Annotated in this window: 14 protein-coding genes, 2 tRNA genes and 2 pseudogenes; 17 read left to right on the top strand and 1 reads right to left on the bottom strand. The window is 57.0% G+C overall.

Translation table 11 applies throughout. From position 1 onward, the window contains the following. The 16 genes from AC07VY_RS25920 to AC07VY_RS25845 all read left to right on the top strand — a co-directional run. A partial coding sequence (locus AC07VY_RS25920) for an EF-Tu C-terminal domain-related protein (RefSeq protein WP_495098685.1) occupies positions 1-74 on the top strand: 74 nt, incomplete at its 5' end. A 6-nt stretch (positions 75-80) separates the two neighbouring features. Next, positions 81-156: transfer RNA gene (locus tag AC07VY_RS25915), tRNA-Trp, on the top strand. Between the two features lie 99 nt (positions 157-255). Next, positions 256-639, top strand: a complete 384-nt coding sequence (gene secE / locus AC07VY_RS25910) for a preprotein translocase subunit SecE (protein WP_495100018.1) — start codon at positions 256-258, stop codon at positions 637-639. Next, positions 639-1,226, top strand: a complete 588-nt coding sequence (gene nusG, locus AC07VY_RS25905) for a transcription termination/antitermination protein NusG (RefSeq protein ID WP_495100019.1) — start codon at positions 639-641, stop codon at positions 1,224-1,226. Before secE ends, nusG begins: the two co-directional genes overlap by 1 nt. Before the next feature lie 131 nt (positions 1,227-1,357). Continuing rightward, positions 1,358-1,789 (top strand): 50S ribosomal protein L11, encoded by a 432-nt coding sequence (rplK, locus tag AC07VY_RS25900; RefSeq protein WP_092762877.1) that lies wholly within the window; start codon positions 1,358-1,360, stop codon positions 1,787-1,789. Next, positions 1,790-2,485, top strand: coding sequence for a 50S ribosomal protein L1 (rplA, locus tag AC07VY_RS25895; RefSeq protein WP_495100020.1), 696 nt, complete (start codon positions 1,790-1,792; stop codon positions 2,483-2,485). It abuts the gene before it with no gap. A gap of 233 nt (positions 2,486-2,718) precedes the next feature. After that, positions 2,719-3,258 carry a 50S ribosomal protein L10 gene (gene rplJ, locus AC07VY_RS25890; RefSeq protein ID WP_495100021.1) on the top strand — a complete coding sequence of 180 codons (540 nt, stop codon included), beginning with the start codon at positions 2,719-2,721 and terminating at the stop codon, positions 3,256-3,258. Between the two features lie 93 nt (positions 3,259-3,351). Next, positions 3,352-3,723, top strand: coding sequence for a 50S ribosomal protein L7/L12 (rplL, locus tag AC07VY_RS25885; protein ID WP_490592162.1), 372 nt, complete (start codon positions 3,352-3,354; stop codon positions 3,721-3,723). Positions 3,724-3,987: 264 nt separating this feature from the next. After that, a complete protein-coding gene (gene rpoB / locus AC07VY_RS25880) occupies positions 3,988-8,100 on the top strand; it encodes a DNA-directed RNA polymerase subunit beta (RefSeq protein ID WP_495100022.1) in 4,113 nt (1,370 codons plus the stop codon). Between the two features lie 26 nt (positions 8,101-8,126). Next, on the top strand, positions 8,127-12,350 hold the full coding sequence (gene rpoC, locus AC07VY_RS25875) for a DNA-directed RNA polymerase subunit beta' (RefSeq protein ID WP_495100023.1): 4,224 nt from the start codon (positions 8,127-8,129) through the stop codon (positions 12,348-12,350). 117 nt (positions 12,351-12,467) lie between these two features. After that, positions 12,468-13,019, top strand: coding sequence for a LemA family protein (locus AC07VY_RS25870; protein ID WP_495100024.1), 552 nt, complete (start codon positions 12,468-12,470; stop codon positions 13,017-13,019). 28 nt (positions 13,020-13,047) lie between these two features. Then, positions 13,048-14,403: a 16S rRNA (cytosine(967)-C(5))-methyltransferase RsmB gene (gene rsmB / locus AC07VY_RS25865; RefSeq protein WP_495100025.1), complete on the top strand. Its 1,356-nt coding sequence runs from the start codon at positions 13,048-13,050 to the stop codon at positions 14,401-14,403. After that, positions 14,393-14,995 carry a DUF4390 domain-containing protein gene (locus AC07VY_RS25860; RefSeq protein ID WP_495100026.1) on the top strand — a complete coding sequence of 201 codons (603 nt, stop codon included), beginning with the start codon at positions 14,393-14,395 and terminating at the stop codon, positions 14,993-14,995. Before rsmB ends, AC07VY_RS25860 begins: the two co-directional genes overlap by 11 nt. Beyond that, a complete protein-coding gene (locus AC07VY_RS25855; protein WP_495100027.1) occupies positions 14,992-17,247 on the top strand; it encodes a sensor histidine kinase in 2,256 nt (751 codons plus the stop codon). The genes AC07VY_RS25860 and AC07VY_RS25855 overlap by 4 nt, the downstream gene beginning before the upstream one ends. Before the next feature lie 46 nt (positions 17,248-17,293). Further along, complete coding sequence (locus AC07VY_RS25850) at positions 17,294-17,986, top strand: response regulator (protein ID WP_495100028.1); 693 nt, start codon at positions 17,294-17,296, stop codon at positions 17,984-17,986. Between the two features lie 23 nt (positions 17,987-18,009). Continuing rightward, positions 18,010-18,085, top strand: a tRNA-Phe gene (locus AC07VY_RS25845). A gap of 397 nt (positions 18,086-18,482) precedes the next feature. On the opposite strand, the pseudogene AC07VY_RS25840 reads toward AC07VY_RS25845, so the two are convergent. Further along, positions 18,483-18,656 (bottom strand): annotated as a pseudogene (locus tag AC07VY_RS25840) (IS66 family transposase); the annotation flags it as partial. An 18-nt stretch (positions 18,657-18,674) separates the two neighbouring features. Here AC07VY_RS25840 and AC07VY_RS25835 point away from each other — a divergent pair. Next, positions 18,675-19,492: pseudogene (locus tag AC07VY_RS25835) on the top strand (IS3 family transposase); the annotation flags it as partial. Between the last annotated feature and the right edge of the window lie 201 nt (positions 19,493-19,693).

Here is a 19,693-nt window from a genome sequence, read left to right as displayed (position 1 = left end):
AAGGTCTGCGTTTCGCCATCCGTGAAGGCGGCAAGACCGTCGGCGCCGGCGTGGTTGCCAAGATCATTGCTTAATTTTGTAGGGGCGTAGCTCAATTGGCAGAGCGTCGGTCTCCAAAACCGAAGGTTGATGGTTCGATTCCTTCCGCCCCTGCCACCTAATTAATAAAGGTGGCGATAGACAAAGCCCGTCATGCCCTGACGGGCTTCTGTGTCTCCGGACACACCATGTATTTGAAGCAGGAAAAAGCCAAAAATGGCCACCTCACAAGTTGAAACAGTAAATACCAACGCGGACAAAGCCAAACTAGGCTTGTCTGCTGCCTTGGTTCTTGCTGCATTGGCCGCCTTTTACCTCCTCAGCAAGCAAGGGCAAATTGCCCAGTGGGGAGCATTGATCGTTGGCATAGCCGCGGCTATTGCTTTGTTTATGGCCTCCGAACCTGGCAAACAATTGCTGGCGTTTGGGCGCGATGCTTGGCGAGAGGTCAAGAAGGTTGTCTGGCCTACACGCAAAGAGGCTACCCAGATGACGCTTTACGTCTTCGGCTTTGTGGTCATCATGGCCTTGTTCCTCTGGCTGACTGATAAGACGCTGGAATGGGTTTTTTACGACTTGATTCTGGGCTGGAAAAAGTAATGACTGATGTTGTAGAAACCGGCGCGGCAGAAACGCCCACCACCCCCGTCAATCCAGACTTGCGCTGGTATATCGTGCACGCTTACTCTGGAATGGAAAAAGCAGTTGAGCGCAATATTACCGAGCGCATCCAGCAGTCTGGCATGCAGCAAAAGTTTGCACGTATTCTGGTTCCAACGGAAGAAGTCGTTGAAATCAAGAATGGCCAACGCAAAACCACGGAACGTCGCCTGTTTCCAGGTTATGTCTTTGTCGAAATGGTCATGGATGATGAATCCTGGCATTTGGTCAAACACACAAATAAAGTGACTGGTTTCGTGGGTGGCGCCAAGAATCGCCCTGCCCCGATCTCTGAATCTGAGGTTCAGAAAATCGTCAGTCAAATGCAAGAAGGCACGGACAAACCACGCCATAAGGTAGAGTTTTTGGTTGGCGAATTTGTGCGTGTGAAGGAAGGTCCTTTTACCGACTTCAATGGTTCTGTCGAAGAAGTGAACTACGAGAAAAGCAAAGTTCGCGTTTCAGTCACCATTTTTGGACGTGCCACCCCGGTTGAGCTGGAATTTAGCCAGATCGAGAAGACCTGATCCGTCACATCAAATTTTAGGATTCCAAGTTTTACGACTCGGCTTGGATGTTTTGAGAGTCGCAACCCCGGGGAGCCGATGCATGTCTGTTATGACGAACATCAGCGATATCACCCGCAAGGAGTAAAAAAATGGCGAAAAAAATCGTCGGTTTTATCAAGCTGCAAGTACCAGCCGGTAAGGCCAACCCATCCCCACCGATCGGCCCTGCACTGGGTCAACGCGGTCTGAACATCATGGAATTCTGCAAGGCATTCAATGCGCAGACCCAAGGTGTTGAGCCAGGCCTGCCTCTGCCAGTGGTTATCACTGCATTCGCAGACAAGAGCTTCACCTTCATCATCAAGACACCGCCTGCGACCGTTTTGATCAAGAAGTCGATCAAGCTCGACAAGGGCTCTTCCACACCGCACAGCGCCAAGGTCGGCAAGATCACCCGCGCTCAACTGGAAGAAATTGCAAAGACCAAGATGAAAGACATGACGGCCGCCGATTTGGACGCCGCTGTTCGCACCATCGCAGGTACCGCCCGTTCCATGGGTGTGAATGTGGAGGGCGTGTAAATGTCCAAATTGACCAAAAAACAAAAAGCCTTCGTTGGCAAGATTGATACCACCAAGCTGTACCCTTTGGGTGACGCTTTGGCTATCGTCAAGGAATGCGCAAATGCCAAGTTCGATGAATCCATCGACGTGGCGGTCCAACTCGGTATCGATGCCAAGAAATCGGACCAAGTGGTGCGTGGCGCTGTCGTGCTGCCCAATGGCACCGGCAAAACCAAGCGTGTTGCCGTGTTCGCCCAAGGCGCCAAGGCTGAAGAAGCCAAAGCGGCTGGTGCCGACATTGTCGGTATGGACGACTTGGCTGCAATGATCAAGGCTGGCGATATGCCTTTTGACGTTGTGATTGCTGCTCCTGATGCAATGCGTATCGTTGGTACCTTGGGTCAGATCCTGGGCCCACGTGGCCTGATGCCTAACCCAAAAGTTGGCACGGTAACCCCTGATGTAGCAACGGCTGTCAAGAATGCAAAAGCTGGTCAAGTCCAGTTCCGCGTTGACAAGGCGGGTATTGTGCACAGCACGATTGGCCGCCGCTCGTTCGACTCTGACAAGCTGCAAGGCAACTTGGCTGCCTTGATCGATGCTTTGGCAAAGGCCAAACCTGCATCCAGCAAGGGTTTGTATTTGAGAAAAGTTGCGGTTTCGAGCACGATGGGTGTGGGCGTTCGCGTCGACACGCAAACCATCGCAGCGTAATCGCAAAATTTGAAGCCTTTGAGAAAAGGCTTCAAAGTGGTGGGTCGTCAGGATATTTCTATCCAGGCGAGCCATCCAAGACCGTTGGTGTGCAGCTTGTCTGGACTTAATCAGTGAAAACCAACGCAGATGGCGATCCCGCTGCAGATGGAATATGTTCCGAAACAGTTGGTCGCTGCAAAGTAGTGTGTTGAACGGCAATCAGCCGAACGGCACTTTTTAAGGAGTAGACCTTGAGTCTTAATCGCAGTGAGAAAGAAGCGGTCATTACCGATGTGACCAGCCTCGCCGCTAAAGCTCAAACGCTCGTGATGGCGGAGTACCGTGGCATCACGGTCGCTGACATGACCAAATTGCGCTCGGCTGCGCGTAGCAACGGTGTGACCCTCAGCGTGTTGAAGAACACCCTGGCTCGCCGTGCTGTCGCAGGCAGTGCATTTGAAGTTGTGTCCGACCAGATGACCGGTCCGCTGATCTATGGCTTTTCTGTTGACGCCGTCGCCGCCGCAAAAGTGGTGGCTGAATTCTCGAAGACCAATGATAAGTTGGTAATTCGGGGTGGCGCTTTCGGTGGAAAAGCTCTGGACGTGAACGGCGTTAAGCAGTTGGCAAGCATTCCTTCCAAGGAAGTTTTGCTGGCTCAATTGCTGGGCTTGATGCAGTCCCCCATTTCGCGTACGGCACGTGTGCTGGCCGCCCTGGCGGACAAAAAGGGCGCAGGCTCTGCAGCCGAAGCAACCACCGAAGTGGCTGCAGAAGTTGCTCCGGCCTAACGTAGTTGTTACGGTCGATATTGACAAAAACTTTGTTGGATAGTGCTTTGCATATGCGAAGTCTGTCCCCAACTGAAATTACTGGAAATCAAAATGGCATTCGATAAAGACGCATTTTTGACCGCGCTGGACAGCATGACGGTCTTGGAACTCAACGACCTGGTGAAAGCCATCGAAGAGAAGTTTGGCGTGAGCGCTGCCGCCATGGCTGGCCCTGCTGCTGCTGCCGGCCCAGCCGCTGCTGCCGAAGAAAAGACCGAGTTCAATGTTGTGCTGGTCGAAGCTGGCGCCAACAAGGTGTCGGTCATTAAGGCTGTGCGCGAAATCACCGGCCTGGGCTTGAAAGAAGCTAAGGACCTGGTTGACGGCGCCCCCAAGGCAGTCAAGGAAGGCATTGCCAAGGCTGATGCTGAAGCAGCTCTGAAGAAACTGGTGGAAGCCGGTGCTAAGGCTGAATTGAAGTAAGCAAGTTGCTTTGCTGAGGCTGGGAGCTCCACAAGGGCTCCCAGCCTTTGGCGCTTGTAAGAGAACACTGAAAAGTAGCGCTGGTCGTTCTTTTTCAGTGTCTTCTGGCTCCGACTGCAGAAGATGCCTTGGTTCGGATTGCGTGCAATGCGCAATCGTCCGCCATGGTTGGTAGTGGCCAACCGCCAAGTTTGTTGCGCATGATGCGCAAAACGACAGTTGACAGGCCCCCCTGGACCCCCAGTCCTTGCCCCCGGAGATCTCATGGCTTATACGTACACCGAACGCAAACGCATTCGTAAAAATTTCGGAAGTCGCGACAGCGTACTTGAAGTTCCCTACTTGTTGCAGATGCAAAAAGATGCTTACACCGCATTTTTGCAAGCCGATATCGCCCCTCAGAAGCGCACAGTCGAAGGTCTACAGGCTGCATTTGACGCCGCATTCCCTATCGTTTCCCACAACGGTTTTGTGGAAATGAAGTACGTTGAGTACAACCTCGCCAAACCTGCATTCGACGTACGCGAATGCCAAACCCGGGGTTTGACGTTCGCGTCTGCTGTGCGGGCAAAAGTACAACTGGTCATTTATGACCGCGAGTCTTCCACCTCCCAGTCCAAGGTCGTCAAGGAAGTCAAAGAGCAAGAAGTCTATATGGGCGAAGTGCCCCTGATGACTGAAAAAGGCTCGTTCATCATCAATGGCACGGAACGTGTCATCGTGTCGCAGCTGCACCGTTCACCGGGTGTATTTTTCGAACACGACAAGGGTAAAACCCACAGCTCGGGTAAGCTGCTTTTCTCCGCACGCGTGATCCCCTACCGTGGCTCCTGGCTCGACTTCGAGTTCGACCCCAAAGACATTCTGTACTTCCGGGTGGACCGCCGTCGCAAGATGCCCGTCACCATTCTGCTCAAAGCGATTGGCTTGACCCCTGAGTCCATTTTGGCGAACTTCTTCGTCAACGATAACTTCCGCCTGATGGACAGCGGCGCACAAATGGAATTTGTGGCAGAACGTCTGCGCGGTGAAGTGGCTCGTTTCGACATTACGGATAAAACCGGCAAGGTCGTCGTCGCCAAGGACAAACGCATCACCGCTCGTCACACCCGTGATATGGAGCAATCCAATACGACCCATATCAGCGTGCCTGAAGACTTCCTGGTGGGCCGTGTAGTTGCCAAGAATATCGTTGATGCCGACACCGGTGAAATCATTGCCAAGGCCAACGAAGAGTTGACCGAAGCGCTGCTCAAGAAACTCCGCGGCGCTGGCGTGCAAGATCTGCAATGCATCTATACCAACGAGCTGGACCAAGGCGCTTACATTTCGCAAACCTTGCGTAGTGATGAAACTGTGGATGAATTCGCAGCCCGCGTTGCGATCTATCGCATGATGCGTCCTGGCGAGCCTCCAACGGAAGACGCAGTACAGGCACTGTTCCAACGTCTGTTTTACAACCCGGACACCTACGATCTGTCGCGCGTTGGTCGCATGAAGTTCAACGCCAAGATGGGCCGTAACGAGTCCACCGGCCCCATGGTGCTGACCAACGAAGACATCCTGGCAGTAGTCAAGATTCTGGTGGATCTGCGCAATGGCCGCGGCGAAGTCGACGACATCGACCATTTGGGTAACCGTCGCGTACGTTGCGTGGGCGAACTGGCAGAAAACCAATACCGTGCAGGTTTGGCTCGTATCGAAAAAGCCGTGAAGGAACGTCTGGGCCAGGCCGAGCAAGAGCCTTTGATGCCGCACGACCTGATCAACAGCAAGCCGATTTCTGCGGCCCTGAAAGAGTTCTTCGGTGCTTCGCAGTTGTCGCAGTTCATGGACCAGACCAACCCGCTGGCAGAAATCACCCACAAGCGCCGTGTTTCGGCCCTTGGCCCGGGCGGTTTGACCCGAGAACGTGCTGGTTTCGAAGTGCGCGACGTGCACGTGACCCATTACGGTCGCGTATGCCCGATTGAAACGCCTGAAGGTCCAAACATCGGTCTGATCAACTCCTTGGCTTTGTATGCACGCCTGAACGAATACGGCTTCATCGAAACACCGTACCGCCGCGTGGTAGACAGCAAGGTCACCAACGATATCGACTATCTGTCGGCTATTGAAGAAGGTAAGTACGTCATTGCCCAGGCCAATGCGGCTCTGGACAAAGAAGGCAAGCTCACCGGCGACCTGGTTTCTGCGCGTGAAAAAGGTGAATCCATCTTGGTCGGCGCCGAACGTGTGCAGTACATGGATGTGTCACCTGCACAAATCGTTTCCGTGGCTGCTTCGCTGGTCCCATTCCTGGAGCACGATGATGCGAACCGCGCATTGATGGGCGCCAACATGTCGCGCCAGGCCGTGCCTGTGCTGCGTCCTGAAAAGCCACTGGTCGGTACTGGTATTGAACGCGTTGCAGCAGTCGACTCCGGCACCGTGGTGACCGCGACCCGTGGCGGTATCGTTGACTACGTCGATGCAACCCGTATCGTGATCCGCGTTAACGACGCCGAAGCAGCGGCCGGTGAAGTGGGTGTGGACATCTACAACCTGATCAAGTACCAACGTTCCAACCAGAACACCAACATCCATCAACGTCCCATCGTCAAGAAGGGCGACAAACTGGTCAAGGGCGACGTGATTGCCGACGGTGCATCCACCGACTTCGGTGAAATCGCCATTGGTCAGAACATGCTGATCGCCTTCATGCCCTGGAACGGCTACAACTTCGAAGATTCGATCTTGATCTCCGAACGCGTGGTTGCGGACGACCGCTACACCTCGATCCACATCGAGGAACTGGTGGTGATGGCCCGTGACACCAAGCTGGGCGCGGAAGAAATCACCCGCGACATTCCAAATCTGAGCGAACAGCAGCTGAACCGCCTGGACGAATCCGGCATCATCTACGTGGGTGCAGAAGTGCAGCCCGGCGACACGTTGGTCGGCAAGGTCACCCCTAAGGGCGAAACCACGCTGACGCCAGAGGAAAAATTGCTGCGCGCCATCTTCGGTGAAAAAGCCAGCGACGTGAAAGACACATCCTTGCGCGTGGACCAGGGTTCACAAGGCACCGTGATCGACGTGCAAGTGTTCACCCGTGAAGGTATCGTGCGTGACAAACGCGCCCAACAGATCATCGACGATGAACTGAAGCGCTTCCGCCTGGACCTGAACGACCAATTGCGCATCGTGGAAGCCGACGCGTTCGACCGTATCGAGAAGCTGTTGATTGGTAAGGTTGCCAATGGCGGCCCGCAAAAGCTGGCCAAAGGCACCAAACTCGACAAGGCATACCTGTCTTCGGTGGAGAAGTTCCATTGGTTCGATATCCGCCCCGCAGACGAAGAAGTGGCAAGCCAGCTGGAGTCCATCAAGAACTCTCTGGAGCAAACCCGTCACAGCTTCGACCTGGCCTACGAAGAAAAGCGCAAGAAGCTGACGCAAGGCGACGAATTGCCAGCGGGCGTGCTGAAGATGGTCAAGGTTTACCTGGCTGTCAAGCGCCGCCTGCAACCCGGCGACAAGATGGCCGGCCGCCACGGTAACAAGGGCGTGGTATCCAAGATCGTTCCAGTCGAAGACATGCCTTACATGGCCGATGGCACACCTTGCGACATCTGCTTGAACCCACTGGGCGTGCCATCGCGGATGAACGTCGGTCAGGTTCTGGAAGTGCATTTGGGTTGGGCCGCAAAGGGTATTGGCCAACGCATCGGCGACATGCTGCAAGCCGAAGCCAAGGTGGCAGAAGTCCGTAGCTTCATGGACAAGCTGTACAACGGTTCTGGCCGCAAGGAAGACCTGAGCCAACTCAGCGACCAAGAGGTTCTGAACATGGCGGCGAATATGTCTAACGGTGCCACCTTCGCAACGCCCGTGTTCGATGGCGCGTCTGAAGAAGACATCCGTGGCATGCTGCAACTGGCCTATCCGGACGACATTGCCAAGCACAAAGGTCTGACCGCTACGCGCACCCAGGCAAATCTGTTTGACGGCCGCTCGGGTGAGCCTTTTGAGCGTCCTACCACCGTGGGCTATATGCACTTCTTGAAGCTGCACCATTTGGTTGACGACAAGATGCACGCACGTTCTACCGGCCCCTACAGCTTGGTTACACAACAACCACTGGGCGGTAAAGCCCAGTTCGGTGGACAGCGTTTCGGGGAAATGGAAGTGTGGGCACTGGAAGCGTACGGCGCCTCCTACACACTGCAGGAAATGCTAACCGTGAAGTCCGACGATGTGGTGGGCCGTACCAAGGTGTACGAAAGCATCGTCAAGGGCGAACACGCTATTGAAGCAGGCATGCCGGAATCGTTCAACGTGCTGGTCAAGGAAATCCGTTCCTTGGGCCTGGACATCGAACTCGAGCGTAGCTAATTGCGGACAAGAAAAGGATTTAACACATGAAATCATTACTCGACCTGTTCAAGCAGTTCACCCCCGACTCGCATTTCGATGCCATTCGGATCGGTATGGCTTCGCCCGAAAAGATCCGCTCGTGGTCTTTCGGTGAGGTCAAAAAGCCTGAAACCATCAACTACCGCACCTTCAAGCCAGAGCGTGATGGTTTGTTCTGCGCCAAGATTTTTGGCCCTATCAAGGACTACGAATGCCTGTGCGGCAAGTACAAGCGCCTCAAGCACCGCGGTGTCATCTGCGAAAAGTGCGGCGTTGAAGTCACGCAGACCAAGGTGCGCCGCGAGCGCATGGGCCACATCGATCTGGCCGCGCCTTGCGCCCACATCTGGTTCCTGAAGTCGTTGCCATCGCGTCTGGGCCTGGTGCTCGACATGACACTACGCGACATTGAACGCGTGCTCTACTTTGAAGCATATGTGGTCACCGACCCTGGCATGACCCCGCTGAAGAAATTCGCGATCATGTCGGAAGACGACTTCGATGCGAAGACCAAGGAATACGGCGACGAGTTCGTGGCCAAGATGGGTGCGGAAGGCATCAAAGACTTGCTGGAAGCCATCGAAATCGATTCTTCCATCGAGCGCCTGCGCAACGATCTGACCGGTTCCGAAGTCAAGATCAAGAAGAACGCCAAGCGTCTCAAGCTGCTGGAAGCATTCAAGAAGTCAGGCATCAAGCCTGAATGGATGGTGCTCAATGTGCTGCCCGTGCTGCCACCGGACCTGCGTCCGCTGGTGCCGCTGGACGGCGGCCGCTTCGCGACCTCCGACCTGAACGACTTGTACCGTCGCGTCATCAACCGCAACAGCCGCCTGCGCCGTCTACTGGAACTGAAGGCTCCGGAAATCATTGCCCGCAACGAAAAGCGCATGCTGCAAGAAGCTGTCGATTCGTTGTTGGACAACGGTCGCCGCGGCAAGGCCATGACCGGAGCCAACAAGCGTGCACTGAAGTCCCTGGCCGACATGATCAAAGGCAAGAGCGGTCGTTTCCGCCAGAACTTGCTGGGCAAGCGCGTCGACTACTCTGGCCGTTCGGTCATTGTGGTGGGCCCGACCCTCAAGCTGCACCAGTGCGGCCTGCCCAAGCTGATGGCTCTGGAACTGTTCAAGCCTTTCATCTTCTCTCGCCTGGAAGCCATGGGCATTGCGACCACCATCAAGGCGGCCAAGAAGGAAGTGGAATCCGGCACGCCAGTGGTATGGGACATCCTGGAAGAGGTGATCAAAGAGCACCCCATCATGCTGAACCGTGCGCCTACGCTGCACCGCTTGGGCATCCAGGCTTTTGAGCCCATCCTGATCGAAGGCAAGGCCATCCAGCTGCACCCACTCGTCTGCTCGGCATTCAACGCCGACTTTGACGGTGACCAGATGGCTGTTCACGTACCCTTGTCGGTAGAAGCGCAGATGGAAGCCCGCACGCTGATGCTGGCCTCGAACAACATTCTGTTCCCTGCCAACGGTGAACCATCGATCGTGCCAAGCCAGGACGTGGTGCTGGGTCTGTACTACACGACCCGTGACCGCGTGAATGGCAAGGGCGAAGGTCTGATCTTCTCCGATACCGGTGAAGTGCAGCGCGCATTTGACGCCGGCCAAGTTGAACTGACGGCCCGCATCAACGTCCGGCTGACCGAGTACACCAAGGACAAGGCCACCGGCGAGTTCGTGCCATCGACCAAGCTGTGGGAAACCACCGCGGGCCGTGCGCTGCTGTCCGAAATCCTGCCCAAGGGCCTGCCTTTCTCCAACATCAACAAGGCGTTGAAGAAGAAGGAAATCTCCAAGCTGATCAACGTGTCGTTCCGCAAGTGCGGATTGAAAGAGACCGTGGTGTTTGCCGACAAGCTGTTGCAAAACGGTTTCCGTCTGGCAACCAAGGCCGGTATTTCGATCTGCATCGACGACATGCTGGTGCCGCAAGAAAAGCACGGCATCATTGCCCGCGCCGAGAAGGAAGTCAAAGAGATCGCCAACCAGTACGTTTCTGGTCTGGTGACGGCTGGCGAACGCTACAACAAGGTGGTGGACATTTGGGGCAAGGCCGGTGACGAAGTCTCCAAGGTCATGATGTCCCAGCTCTCCAAAGAGAAGACCATCGACCGTGACGGCAAGGAAGTCGAGCAAGAGTCTTTCAACTCCATCTACATGATGGCCGACTCTGGCGCCCGTGGTTCTGCAGCCCAGATTCGCCAGGTGGCCGGTATGCGGGGTCTGATGGCCAAGCCGGACGGTTCCATCATTGAAACGCCGATTACCGCGAACTTCCGCGAAGGTTTGAACGTGTTGGAGTACTTCATTTCCACCCACGGCGCCCGTAAGGGTCTCGCGGATACGGCTTTGAAGACCGCCAACTCGGGTTACCTAACCCGTCGTCTGGTGGATGTAACGCAGGACTTGGTCGTGACCGAAAACGACTGCGGCACGGCCAACGGCTACCTGATGCGCGCTATCGTCGAAGGCGGTGAAGTCATCGAATCGCTGCGCGACCGCATTCTGGGTCGTACCGCCGCAGAAGATGTGCTGCACCCCGAAGACCGCTCGGTTCTGGCTAGCGCCGGTGCCATGATGGACGAAGACATGCTCGACATCTTGGAAACCGCTGGTGTGGACGAAGTCAAAGTGCGTACCGCACTGACCTGCGCCACCCGCTTTGGCATCTGCGCCAAGTGCTATGGCCGCGATCTGGGTCGCGGTGGTCTGATCAACGGTGGCGAGGCCGTGGGTGTGATTGCAGCGCAATCCATCGGCGAACCTGGTACCCAGCTGACCATGCGTACCTTCCACATCGGTGGTGCCGCATCCCGTGCGGCCATCGCCTCCAGCGTGGAAGCCAAGTCCAACGGCACGATCGGCTTCAACGCCACGATGCGCTACGTGACCAACAGCAAGAACGAGTTGGTCGTGATTGCCCGCTCCGGTGAAATCATCATCACCGAGCATGGCCGTGAACGCGAACGACACAAAGTGCCTTACGGTGCCATTCTGTCGATCAAGGTGGACCAGGCTGTCAAGGCCGGCACCATTCTGGCCAACTGGGATCCGTTGACCCGCCCCATCATTACCGAGTTCGCTGGTACCAGCAAGTTTGAGAATGTGGAAGAAGGTCTGACCGTAGCCCGCCAGGTGGACGAAGTGACCGGTCTGGCAACCCTGGTGGTTATCGATCCGAAGCGCCGCGGTGCAGCCAAGGTCGTGCGTCCCCAGGTCAAGCTGATCGACGCGTCGGGTAACGAAGTGAAGATCACCGGTACCGACCACTCCGTGACCATCGGCTTCCCTGTTGGTGCACTGATCCAGGTGCGCGACGGCCAGGAAGTCGGCCGCGGCGAAGTGCTGGCCCGTATCCCGATCGAAGGCCAGAAGACCCGCGACATTACCGGCGGTTTGCCACGTGTGGCCGAGTTGTTCGAAGCCCGTACGCCGAAGGACAAGGGCATGCTGGCCGAAATGACCGGTACCGTGTCGTTCGGCAAGGAAACCAAGGGCAAGGTTCGCCTGCAAATCACCGATCCAGAAGGCAAGGTCTGGGACGAACTGATCCCCAAGGAAAAGAGCATCCTGGTGCACGAAGGCCAAGTGGTCAACAAGGGCGAAAACATTGTGGACGGCCCAGCCGACCCACAAGACATTTTGCGCTTGCTGGGCATGGAAGAACTGGCTCGCTACATCGTGGACGAAGTGCAGGACGTGTACCGCTTGCAAGGCGTGAAGATCAATGACAAGCACATTGAAGTGATCGTGCGCCAGATGCTGCGCCGCGTGGTGGTAGAGAACGCAGGTGACTCCGGCTACATCAACGGCGAACAAGTGGAACGCAGCGAAATGCTGGACACCAATGACGCCCTGCGTGCTGAAGGCAAGACCCCTGCAACGTTTACCAACCTGTTGCTGGGTATTACCAAGGCATCGCTGTCCACCGACAGCTTCATCAGCGCCGCGTCCTTCCAGGAAACCACGCGCGTGCTGACCGAGGCGGCCATCATGGGCAAACGCGACGAGCTGCGTGGTCTGAAGGAAAACGTGATCGTCGGCCGCCTGATACCCGCTGGTACCGGCATGGCCTACCACCAGGCCCGTGTCGCCAAGGACTTGATGGACGACGCCGAGCGCCGCGCCATCGCCGAAGCCGAAGCGGCTGAGCTTGCAGGAACGCAAGACGAAACCGCCAGCGCGGAAGTCAGCGAAGGCCACGTCGGAGAGTAACAAAAGCCGACGGCCCTAAGCCAAGCACCTCAAGCCCTCACCGGGGCTTGGGGTGTTTTTTTATGGGGCCTGGCTTGCGTGACCGCCCCGCCTCGCTTTGCATTGGAAGCTCTGCCGTTGATTTCTTCAAGCATCGTCTGGTGGTGCCTGTGTGCCACCTTGCTGTTTTGGTCTGTAGGCGCCTACAACCGGCTGGTCCGGCTGCGCTCGCAGGCGTCCCGCGCCTTTGCACCCGTGGCACTGCAGTTGCAGCGCTATGCGGAGATCATCGCAGCCGCGCAAACTGCATATGCCTCTGTAGATATGACCATAGCCGAGGGGGCATCCAACCAATCGTGGGCGGGACTACTCGGTGCGCTCCAGCAACTCACTGCATCCCTGGCGGTGGCGCGCGATCGCCCCTTGAAGGCGGCTGCCATCCGGGCCCTGGCTGCGGCCGATGAAGTGCTGCAAACCGCCTGGCTACGCGTCTGCACAGACGGGCATGGCCAGGACGGCGCCCCCCTTCCCCCGAGCCTGCTCTTGCAATGGCAAGATGCGGGCCTACAGGTACAGCACGCGCGCATTGCTTTCGGCCAGGCCGTGCATAGTTACAACGCCGCCATTGCGCAATTTCCCGCCCGGCTGTTGGCCTGGCTGTTTGGTTTCCGTATGGCCCAAGCATTTTGAAACTCTGCCACCCGAGATACTTTCACCTATGACCGCATCCCCCGCGCAGGGTCACAAAATGGCGCCGCACACTGCAGCGCCGATTCCTTTATGGCGCCAGCTGCAGGCTGCAGCCGACGTGTTGCAAGCCATCCGTGGCGGCACTTCGGCCACGCCCTCTTTGGCGGCCGTCAATGGCCCCCTGCGCCCCGGGGTGCAGGCCATCGTATTCCATACCCTGCGCAACCTGGGTCGGGCAGAAGCCCTGCGTTTGCAGCTGGCGCGCCGTGCTCCACCTGCACCGGCCGACGCTCTGCTGTGTACAGCATTGGCCCTGGTCTGGCTGGACGCCGAGGCGCCCTATGAAATCTTTACCCTGGTGGACCAAACCGTAGAAGCGGCCCAGCGCGGCAAGGCCAAGGCACAGGCCAGCTTCATCAACGCCTGCCTGCGCCGCTTTCTACGCGAGCGCGAAGCCCTGGTGACCGCCACCGAGCGCGACCCGGTGGCCGTGTGGAACCACCCTCGCTGGTGGATTCAGCGGCTCAAGCAAGAGCAGCCACAGCAGTGGCAAAACATCCTGCAAGCCAACAATACGCATGCGCCCATGAGCCTGCGGGTTAATGCAAAAAAATCGACTCCAGCGCAGGTAATATCTGCGCTGGCAGCTATGAATATTGAAGCAACCCTAATGGGGACTTCTGGTGTGCTCCTGGCAAACCCCATGCCGGTACAGCAAATCCCGGGCTTTGCCGAAGGGGCTGTCTCGGTACAAGATGCCGCCGCACAATTAGCCGCCCCCCTGCTGCTGCAGGGTTGGGACCTGAGCCAGCCGCTGCGCGTTCTGGACGCCTGTGCAGCACCAGGGGGCAAGACTGCCCACCTGCTGGAGTTGGCCAATGCGGACGTCACCGCCCTGGACATTGACCCGCTGCGCTGCGAACGCATTGGTCAGAATCTGCAGCGCCAGGGCCTGCACGCCACGGTGCGGGCGGCCGATGCCAACCAACCCGCAACCTGGTGGGACGGCCAGTTATTCGATGCCATCTTGCTGGATGCGCCCTGCACCGCATCCGGCATCGTGCGGCGCCACCCGGATGTGCGCTGGCTGCGCCGCGAGAGCGATATTGCCCAGTTAGCCGCGATCCAGGCCAGCCTGCTGCAACAGCTTTGGCCCTTGGTACGCGCCGGCGGACGTCTGCTGTACTGCACCTGCTCGCTGTTCCATGCAGAAGGACGCGACCAGGTCGAAACGTTCCTTGCGCGCCACACAGACGCACTTTTACAACCGTCACCCGGGCATTTAATCCCCCACACGGCGACTTCGGCGGATACCCTAGCTGACAATGTTCTGTGTGATAACGATGGATTCTTTTACGCATTACTGGAAAAGCGTGCGGCTTAGCCAAGCTTTGCTACGCTTTTGCGCCTGCGTTTTGCTGTGCCTGCAGCCTCTTGCCTGGGCCGAAAACACCGTAGTGGAAATCAGCCAGATGCAGGTGGAACGCGAAGACGGCGGTGTATTTTTCTCCGCCAATCTGAAGTTCGAGCTACCCAGCCTGGTAGAAGATGCCTTGAACAAAGGCATTCCCATGTTCTTTGTGGCGGAAGTGGAGGTTCTGCGTGACCGCTGGTATTGGTACGACCGCAAACAGGCCTCAGAGGCCCGCCATATGCGCTTGGCCTATCTGCCGCTGACACGGCGCTGGCGTCTGAACGTATCTCCCACTCCCATAGGCAACAGCGGGCTGGGTGTAACGCTGAGCCAGAACTTCGACTCCCTGTCGGATGCGCTCACCTACATACAGCGTTTTTCCCACTGGAAAATTGCCGACGCGGCGGATGTCGAGTTCGACGGTAAGACCCACCTGGACTTCAGCTTCCGACTGGATGTGTCTCAGCTCCCCCGGCCGTTCCAGATCAGCACCTTGGGCCAGGCCGACTGGAGCCTCTCCGGTAGCCGCAATATCCGCCTAGGACAAGAAGGCGGCAAATGAAACAGCCATCGGCGCGCAGTGCGCAAAGCAGCACCCGCGCGCTGCGCTGGGCTGTGGTGGTTGGCGTCGTAGTGGCCATGGCAGTAGGGTTGATCCTGCTGCTGCTGCTGACCCAGTCCACCAGCAACCGGGCCTTGTTTGAGCGTAATTACACCCGCCTGTTTGCTGTCAACGTGGTGGTGGCCGCCACCTTGCTTTCGGTCATTGTGTGGATGGCTGTGCGCCTGCTGACCCGGCTACGCAAAGGCAAGTTCGGCAGCCGCTTGCTGGTCAAGCTGGCCACCATTTTTGCGCTGGTAGGTCTGATGCCCGGGCTGCTGATCTACGTGGTGTCCTACCAGTTCGTGTCCCGCTCCATCGAAAGCTGGTTTGACGTCAAGGTAGAGGGTGCGCTAGATGCCGGCGTGAACCTGGGCAGAACCACCTTGGACGTATTGGCCAATGACCTGGCCGACAAGGCCCGAAGCGCCAGCCGGCAACTCTCTGATACCCCCGATGCCGCCGCCGGCCTGGCACTGGAACGCATGCGCGATCAGCTCAGCGTGAATGACGTGGTGCTGTGGAATGCCAGTGGGCAGCCGATTGCAAGCGCCGGCCAATCCCGTTTTCTGCTGAATCCGGAGCACCCCAGCAGCCAGCAACTGCGCAACGTGCGCAGCCAGAAGGCTGTTGCATCTATCGAGGGCCTGGACGAAACCGGACTGACGCCGGGCACGCCAGCACAAATCAAGGCATTGGCGGTCGTGGCAAGTCCGGGCGTGGGGTTGCTGGCAGAGCCACGTTATCTTCAGCTCACCCAAACCCTGCCCCAGCAACTGGTAGATAACGCCCTGGCGGTGCAAGCCGCCAACCGCGAGTACCAGGAGCGCGCCCTGGCCCGCAACGGTCTTAAACGCATGTATATCGGCACACTGACACTCAGCCTATTTCTGGCCGTGTTCGGCGCAGTGCTGCTGGCCGTGGTGCTGGGCAACCAGCTCGCCCGTCCACTGCTGCTGCTTGCAGAAGGTGTGCGCCAAGTGGCTGCTGGGGATTTGACGCCCAAGTCGGTACTGCAGGGAAAGGACGAGCTGGGTGGATTGACACGCTCGTTCGCCGACATGACACAGCAGCTTGCGGACGCACGCTCGGCGGTAGACCACAGCATGGCCCAGGTCAGCGCCGCGCGGGCTAATCTGCAAACCATTCTGGACAACCTGACGGCCGGTGTAATTGTGCTGAGCAGCCAGAATGTCATCGAATCCAGCAACCCCGGTGCCACTCGCATCCTGCGCGTGCCGCTGGCCGCCTACGAAGGCAAGCCGCTCGCCGAGGTGACGGGTCTGGAGCATTTCGCAGAACGCGTACAAGAGCAGTTTTCGGCCTTCGCCAGCGAGCAAACACACCATGGGCTGGACCATTGGCAACAATCGTTTGAACTGAACGGCACGCAATCACCGTTTGCGCAGGATGCTATAGTTTTAATAGCACGAGGTGCCGAGCTACCTGGTAGCAACCGGCTGCTGGTATTTGACGATGTCTCCGAAATGGTATCGGCCCAACGCGCCCAGGCCTGGGGCGAAGTCGCGCGCCGACTAGCCCACGAAATCAAAAACCCGCTTACGCCCATTCAGCTGTCTGCAGAACGACTGGAGATGAAGCTCACAGGCAAAGTGGCCGAGCCGGAACAAGCCTTGCTTACCAAATCCGTCAAAACCATTGTGGACCAGGTCGAAGCCATGAAACGCCTGGTCAATGAATTCCGCGACTATGCACGGCTACCTACCGCAGATCTGAAGCCACTGGACCTGAACCACCTCGTACAGGATGTGCTGCAGTTGTACGATGCATCGGCCGTGCAAATCTCCGCCGAACTCGACGATCTATGCCCGCCGATTCTGGGCGACGCAGAACAGCTGCGCCAGGTCATCCATAACCTGCTGCAGAACGCGCAGGACGCATCCGAAGCCAAGGCCGCATCCGGTCAGGCCCAGCAGGTACTTTGGCGTACACAATGGATTCCCAGCGCACAACGCGTTCGCCTCACGGTGAACGACCAAGGCTCTGGTTTTCCAGAAAATATCTTGAAGCGCGCCTTTGAGCCCTACGTCACCACCAAGAGCCGTGGCACCGGACTGGGACTGGCTGTCGTCAAGAAAATCGCAGATGAACACGGTGCCCGCATAGACCTCTCCAACCGTATCGCAGATGGTATGGTTGTTGGGGCGCAAGTATCGTTATCATTCTCCATACACAACAAAGCAGCTGCCTAGCAAGCACTGCAACGCTTTATTTTCATTCGGGAACTCGCTCTCAACCATGGCAAACATTTTGGTCGTCGACGATGAACTCGGCATACGCGATCTCCTCTTCGAAATCCTCAACGATGAAGGCCACAACGTCGAACTTGCAGAGAATGCGGCAGAGGCCCGCGCGGCACACCTGCGCACGCGCCATGATTTGGTCTTGCTGGACATCTGGATGCCCGATACGGACGGCGTCTCTCTGCTGAAGGAATGGGCCGCCACCGGCACACTGACCATGCCTGTGATCATGATGAGTGGGCACGCCACCATCGACACAGCCGTAGAAGCAACCCGCATAGGGGCCTACTCGTTCCTAGAAAAGCCCATCACGCTGCAGAAATTATTGAAAGCCGTCGAACTCGGCCTGACCCGCAACGCCACACGCAAGCCCACAGCCGCCGCAACGCTACCCCATCCAGTTGAACTCAAAGTTGTAGCCTCTGAATTAACCAATGATGCCGGTGGCATCGGCCTACAAGCGCAACATAACGCAGATGGAAGCCCGCATGCGCAGCAGACGTTCAACCTGGACAAGCCATTGCGCGAAGCACGAGATGGTTTCGAAAAGGCCTACTTCGAATTCCACCTTGCCCAAGAAGGTGGTTCCATGACACGCGTAGCCGAACAAACCGGCTTAGAGCGCACACATCTATATCGAAAACTAAAACAACTAGGAATAGACCTCAGTCGTGGAAAACGCAATTAAACTTGGTATATAATAGTGGACTTGGCCCGGTAGCTCAGTCGGTAGAGCAGAGGATTGAAAATCCTTGTGTCGGCGGTTCGATTCCGTCCCAGGCCACCAAATTGAAATCTGCATAAAACTTTAGTTTTATGCAGATTTTCTTATTTTTATTCCCTACTTTTTATAATATGCAGGCGTTACTGCACTCGTTAATTAGCTGAACCCGAAAGGTTTTTCTGGCTCTTTATGCACAGTCGCTCTTCGAATTGAAGTAGGCTGAGACCGTCCAATTTTGAGTATTTTCTGAACAAGTTGTAGAGCCCCATTTGAGATAGGCAAATACATTGGCTCCGGCCCACTCCTTCATTCAGTAGACCGCGCAAGCACACACCGCTGTCTTCCACATTGAGAAGAAGCGTTTATCCTAAAAAAAGCATCGGCCTTCTTTGCCCGCGAGCTTCGATGAGCTACCAGCTCGTCAAGCAGTTGCACAAGAAGGCCGTTCCTGTCGGGTGACCTCCTGGCGGTACAGCGGCAAGTGGTCGGCGAACTTGGCCACCAGCACCTGAGCCAACAATCCAGTGGTCGGGATGCCTTTGTCGATGACGTGTGCCGCCACGGGCGCCTGCACCAGAGTCTCACACTGGCTACACGCCCATTTGCCACGCACGTGGCGCTCAACACTGAAGACAAGCTCGCGCCCAAGGCCTGCTTGGTCAGCACGCAATTGAAGGCCGAGTTTGCCGCCAGCGGCAAGGTCTATGGCAGCCGTCGCCTGGGCGCGGTGCTGCGTGCTCAAGGGCTGCACATTGGGCGTTATCGCGTACGGCGTTTGATGCGCGAGAACAGGTTGCGGATCCTGTGGCGGCGCAAGTTCATCCACACTACCGACAGACAGCGGTCATGCGCTGCCGGTCTCAGGCAACGTGCTGGCGCGTCGCTTCAACCCGAGCGGCCCCAAACCCCAACCAGGCCTGGGTGAGTGACATCACCTACATCCGCACGCGCAGCGGCTGGCTGTACCTGGCGGTGGTGCTGGATCTGTACACGCGCAAAGTCGTGGCCTGGGCGATGGCACCGACCATGCATGCCGAGTTGGTGTGTGCGGCGCTGCAGTTGGCCATCGCGCAGCGCCAACCAGCACCTGGGCTGATTGTTCATTCTGACCGGGGCAGCCAGTACGCCAGCGCGCTGCACCAGGCGCTGCTGGCGCGCTACGCTCTAGTCGGCAGCATGAGCCGCAAAGGCAACTGCTGGGACAACGCGGTGATGGAGCGCTTCTTCCTAAGCCTCAAGACGGAGCGGGTCTGGCAGCGCGACTACGCCAACCACGCCGAGGCCATGACGGACATCGCTGACTACATCGTGGGCTTCTACAACAGCGTGCGGCTGCACTCCAAACTGAGCAATTTTCCGCCCAATGCTTTCGAGCAGCAATCGGCAATCAAATCAAGGTGGCCTCACCAAACGGCTACACCGCCAGCAACACGAAACGTGCACGCGTACGAGGAGTATTTCGATTTTTAAGACCACTTGAGCTGTATACACTACAGCACAAATACTCGCCTTGACTTGGAGTAGTAAATTACTCTCCTGTTGCTCTTCCGTTCCAATAGCAGCAATGCTTGCGTGACTGCGAATTTAATCAAGCCTAGCATGCTTTTTAGAGCATGCCCGCAAAACGTTTCCGTTTTCTTTAGTGCTTATTGCGTAAACACTAAAGAAAAC

Source organism: Rhodoferax sp. GW821-FHT02C08 (genome assembly GCF_059421805.1).
The sequence above is the reverse complement of the archived record's forward strand: the minus strand, read 5'-3'. Positions and strand labels throughout refer to the sequence as shown.

Bases quoted from the DNA above. Each gene is read 5' to 3' on its own strand.
- rplK (WP_092762877.1), top strand. From the start codon at position 1,358: ATGGCGAAAAAAATCGTCGGTTTTATCAAGCTGCAAGTACCAGCCGGT.
- rpoB (WP_495100022.1), top strand. From the start codon at position 3,988: ATGGCTTATACGTACACCGAACGCAAACGCATTCGTAAAAATTTCGGA.
- AC07VY_RS25855 (WP_495100027.1), top strand. From the start codon at position 14,992: ATGAAACAGCCATCGGCGCGCAGTGCGCAAAGCAGCACCCGCGCGCTG.
- rsmB (WP_495100025.1), top strand. From the start codon at position 13,048: ATGACCGCATCCCCCGCGCAGGGTCACAAAATGGCGCCGCACACTGCA.
- nusG (WP_495100019.1), top strand. From the start codon at position 639: ATGACTGATGTTGTAGAAACCGGCGCGGCAGAAACGCCCACCACCCCC.
- secE (WP_495100018.1), top strand. From the start codon at position 256: ATGGCCACCTCACAAGTTGAAACAGTAAATACCAACGCGGACAAAGCC.
- AC07VY_RS25850 (WP_495100028.1), top strand. From the start codon at position 17,294: ATGGCAAACATTTTGGTCGTCGACGATGAACTCGGCATACGCGATCTC.
- rplA (WP_495100020.1), top strand. From the start codon at position 1,790: ATGTCCAAATTGACCAAAAAACAAAAAGCCTTCGTTGGCAAGATTGAT.
- rplL (WP_490592162.1), top strand. From the start codon at position 3,352: ATGGCATTCGATAAAGACGCATTTTTGACCGCGCTGGACAGCATGACG.
- rpoC (WP_495100023.1), top strand. From the start codon at position 8,127: ATGAAATCATTACTCGACCTGTTCAAGCAGTTCACCCCCGACTCGCAT.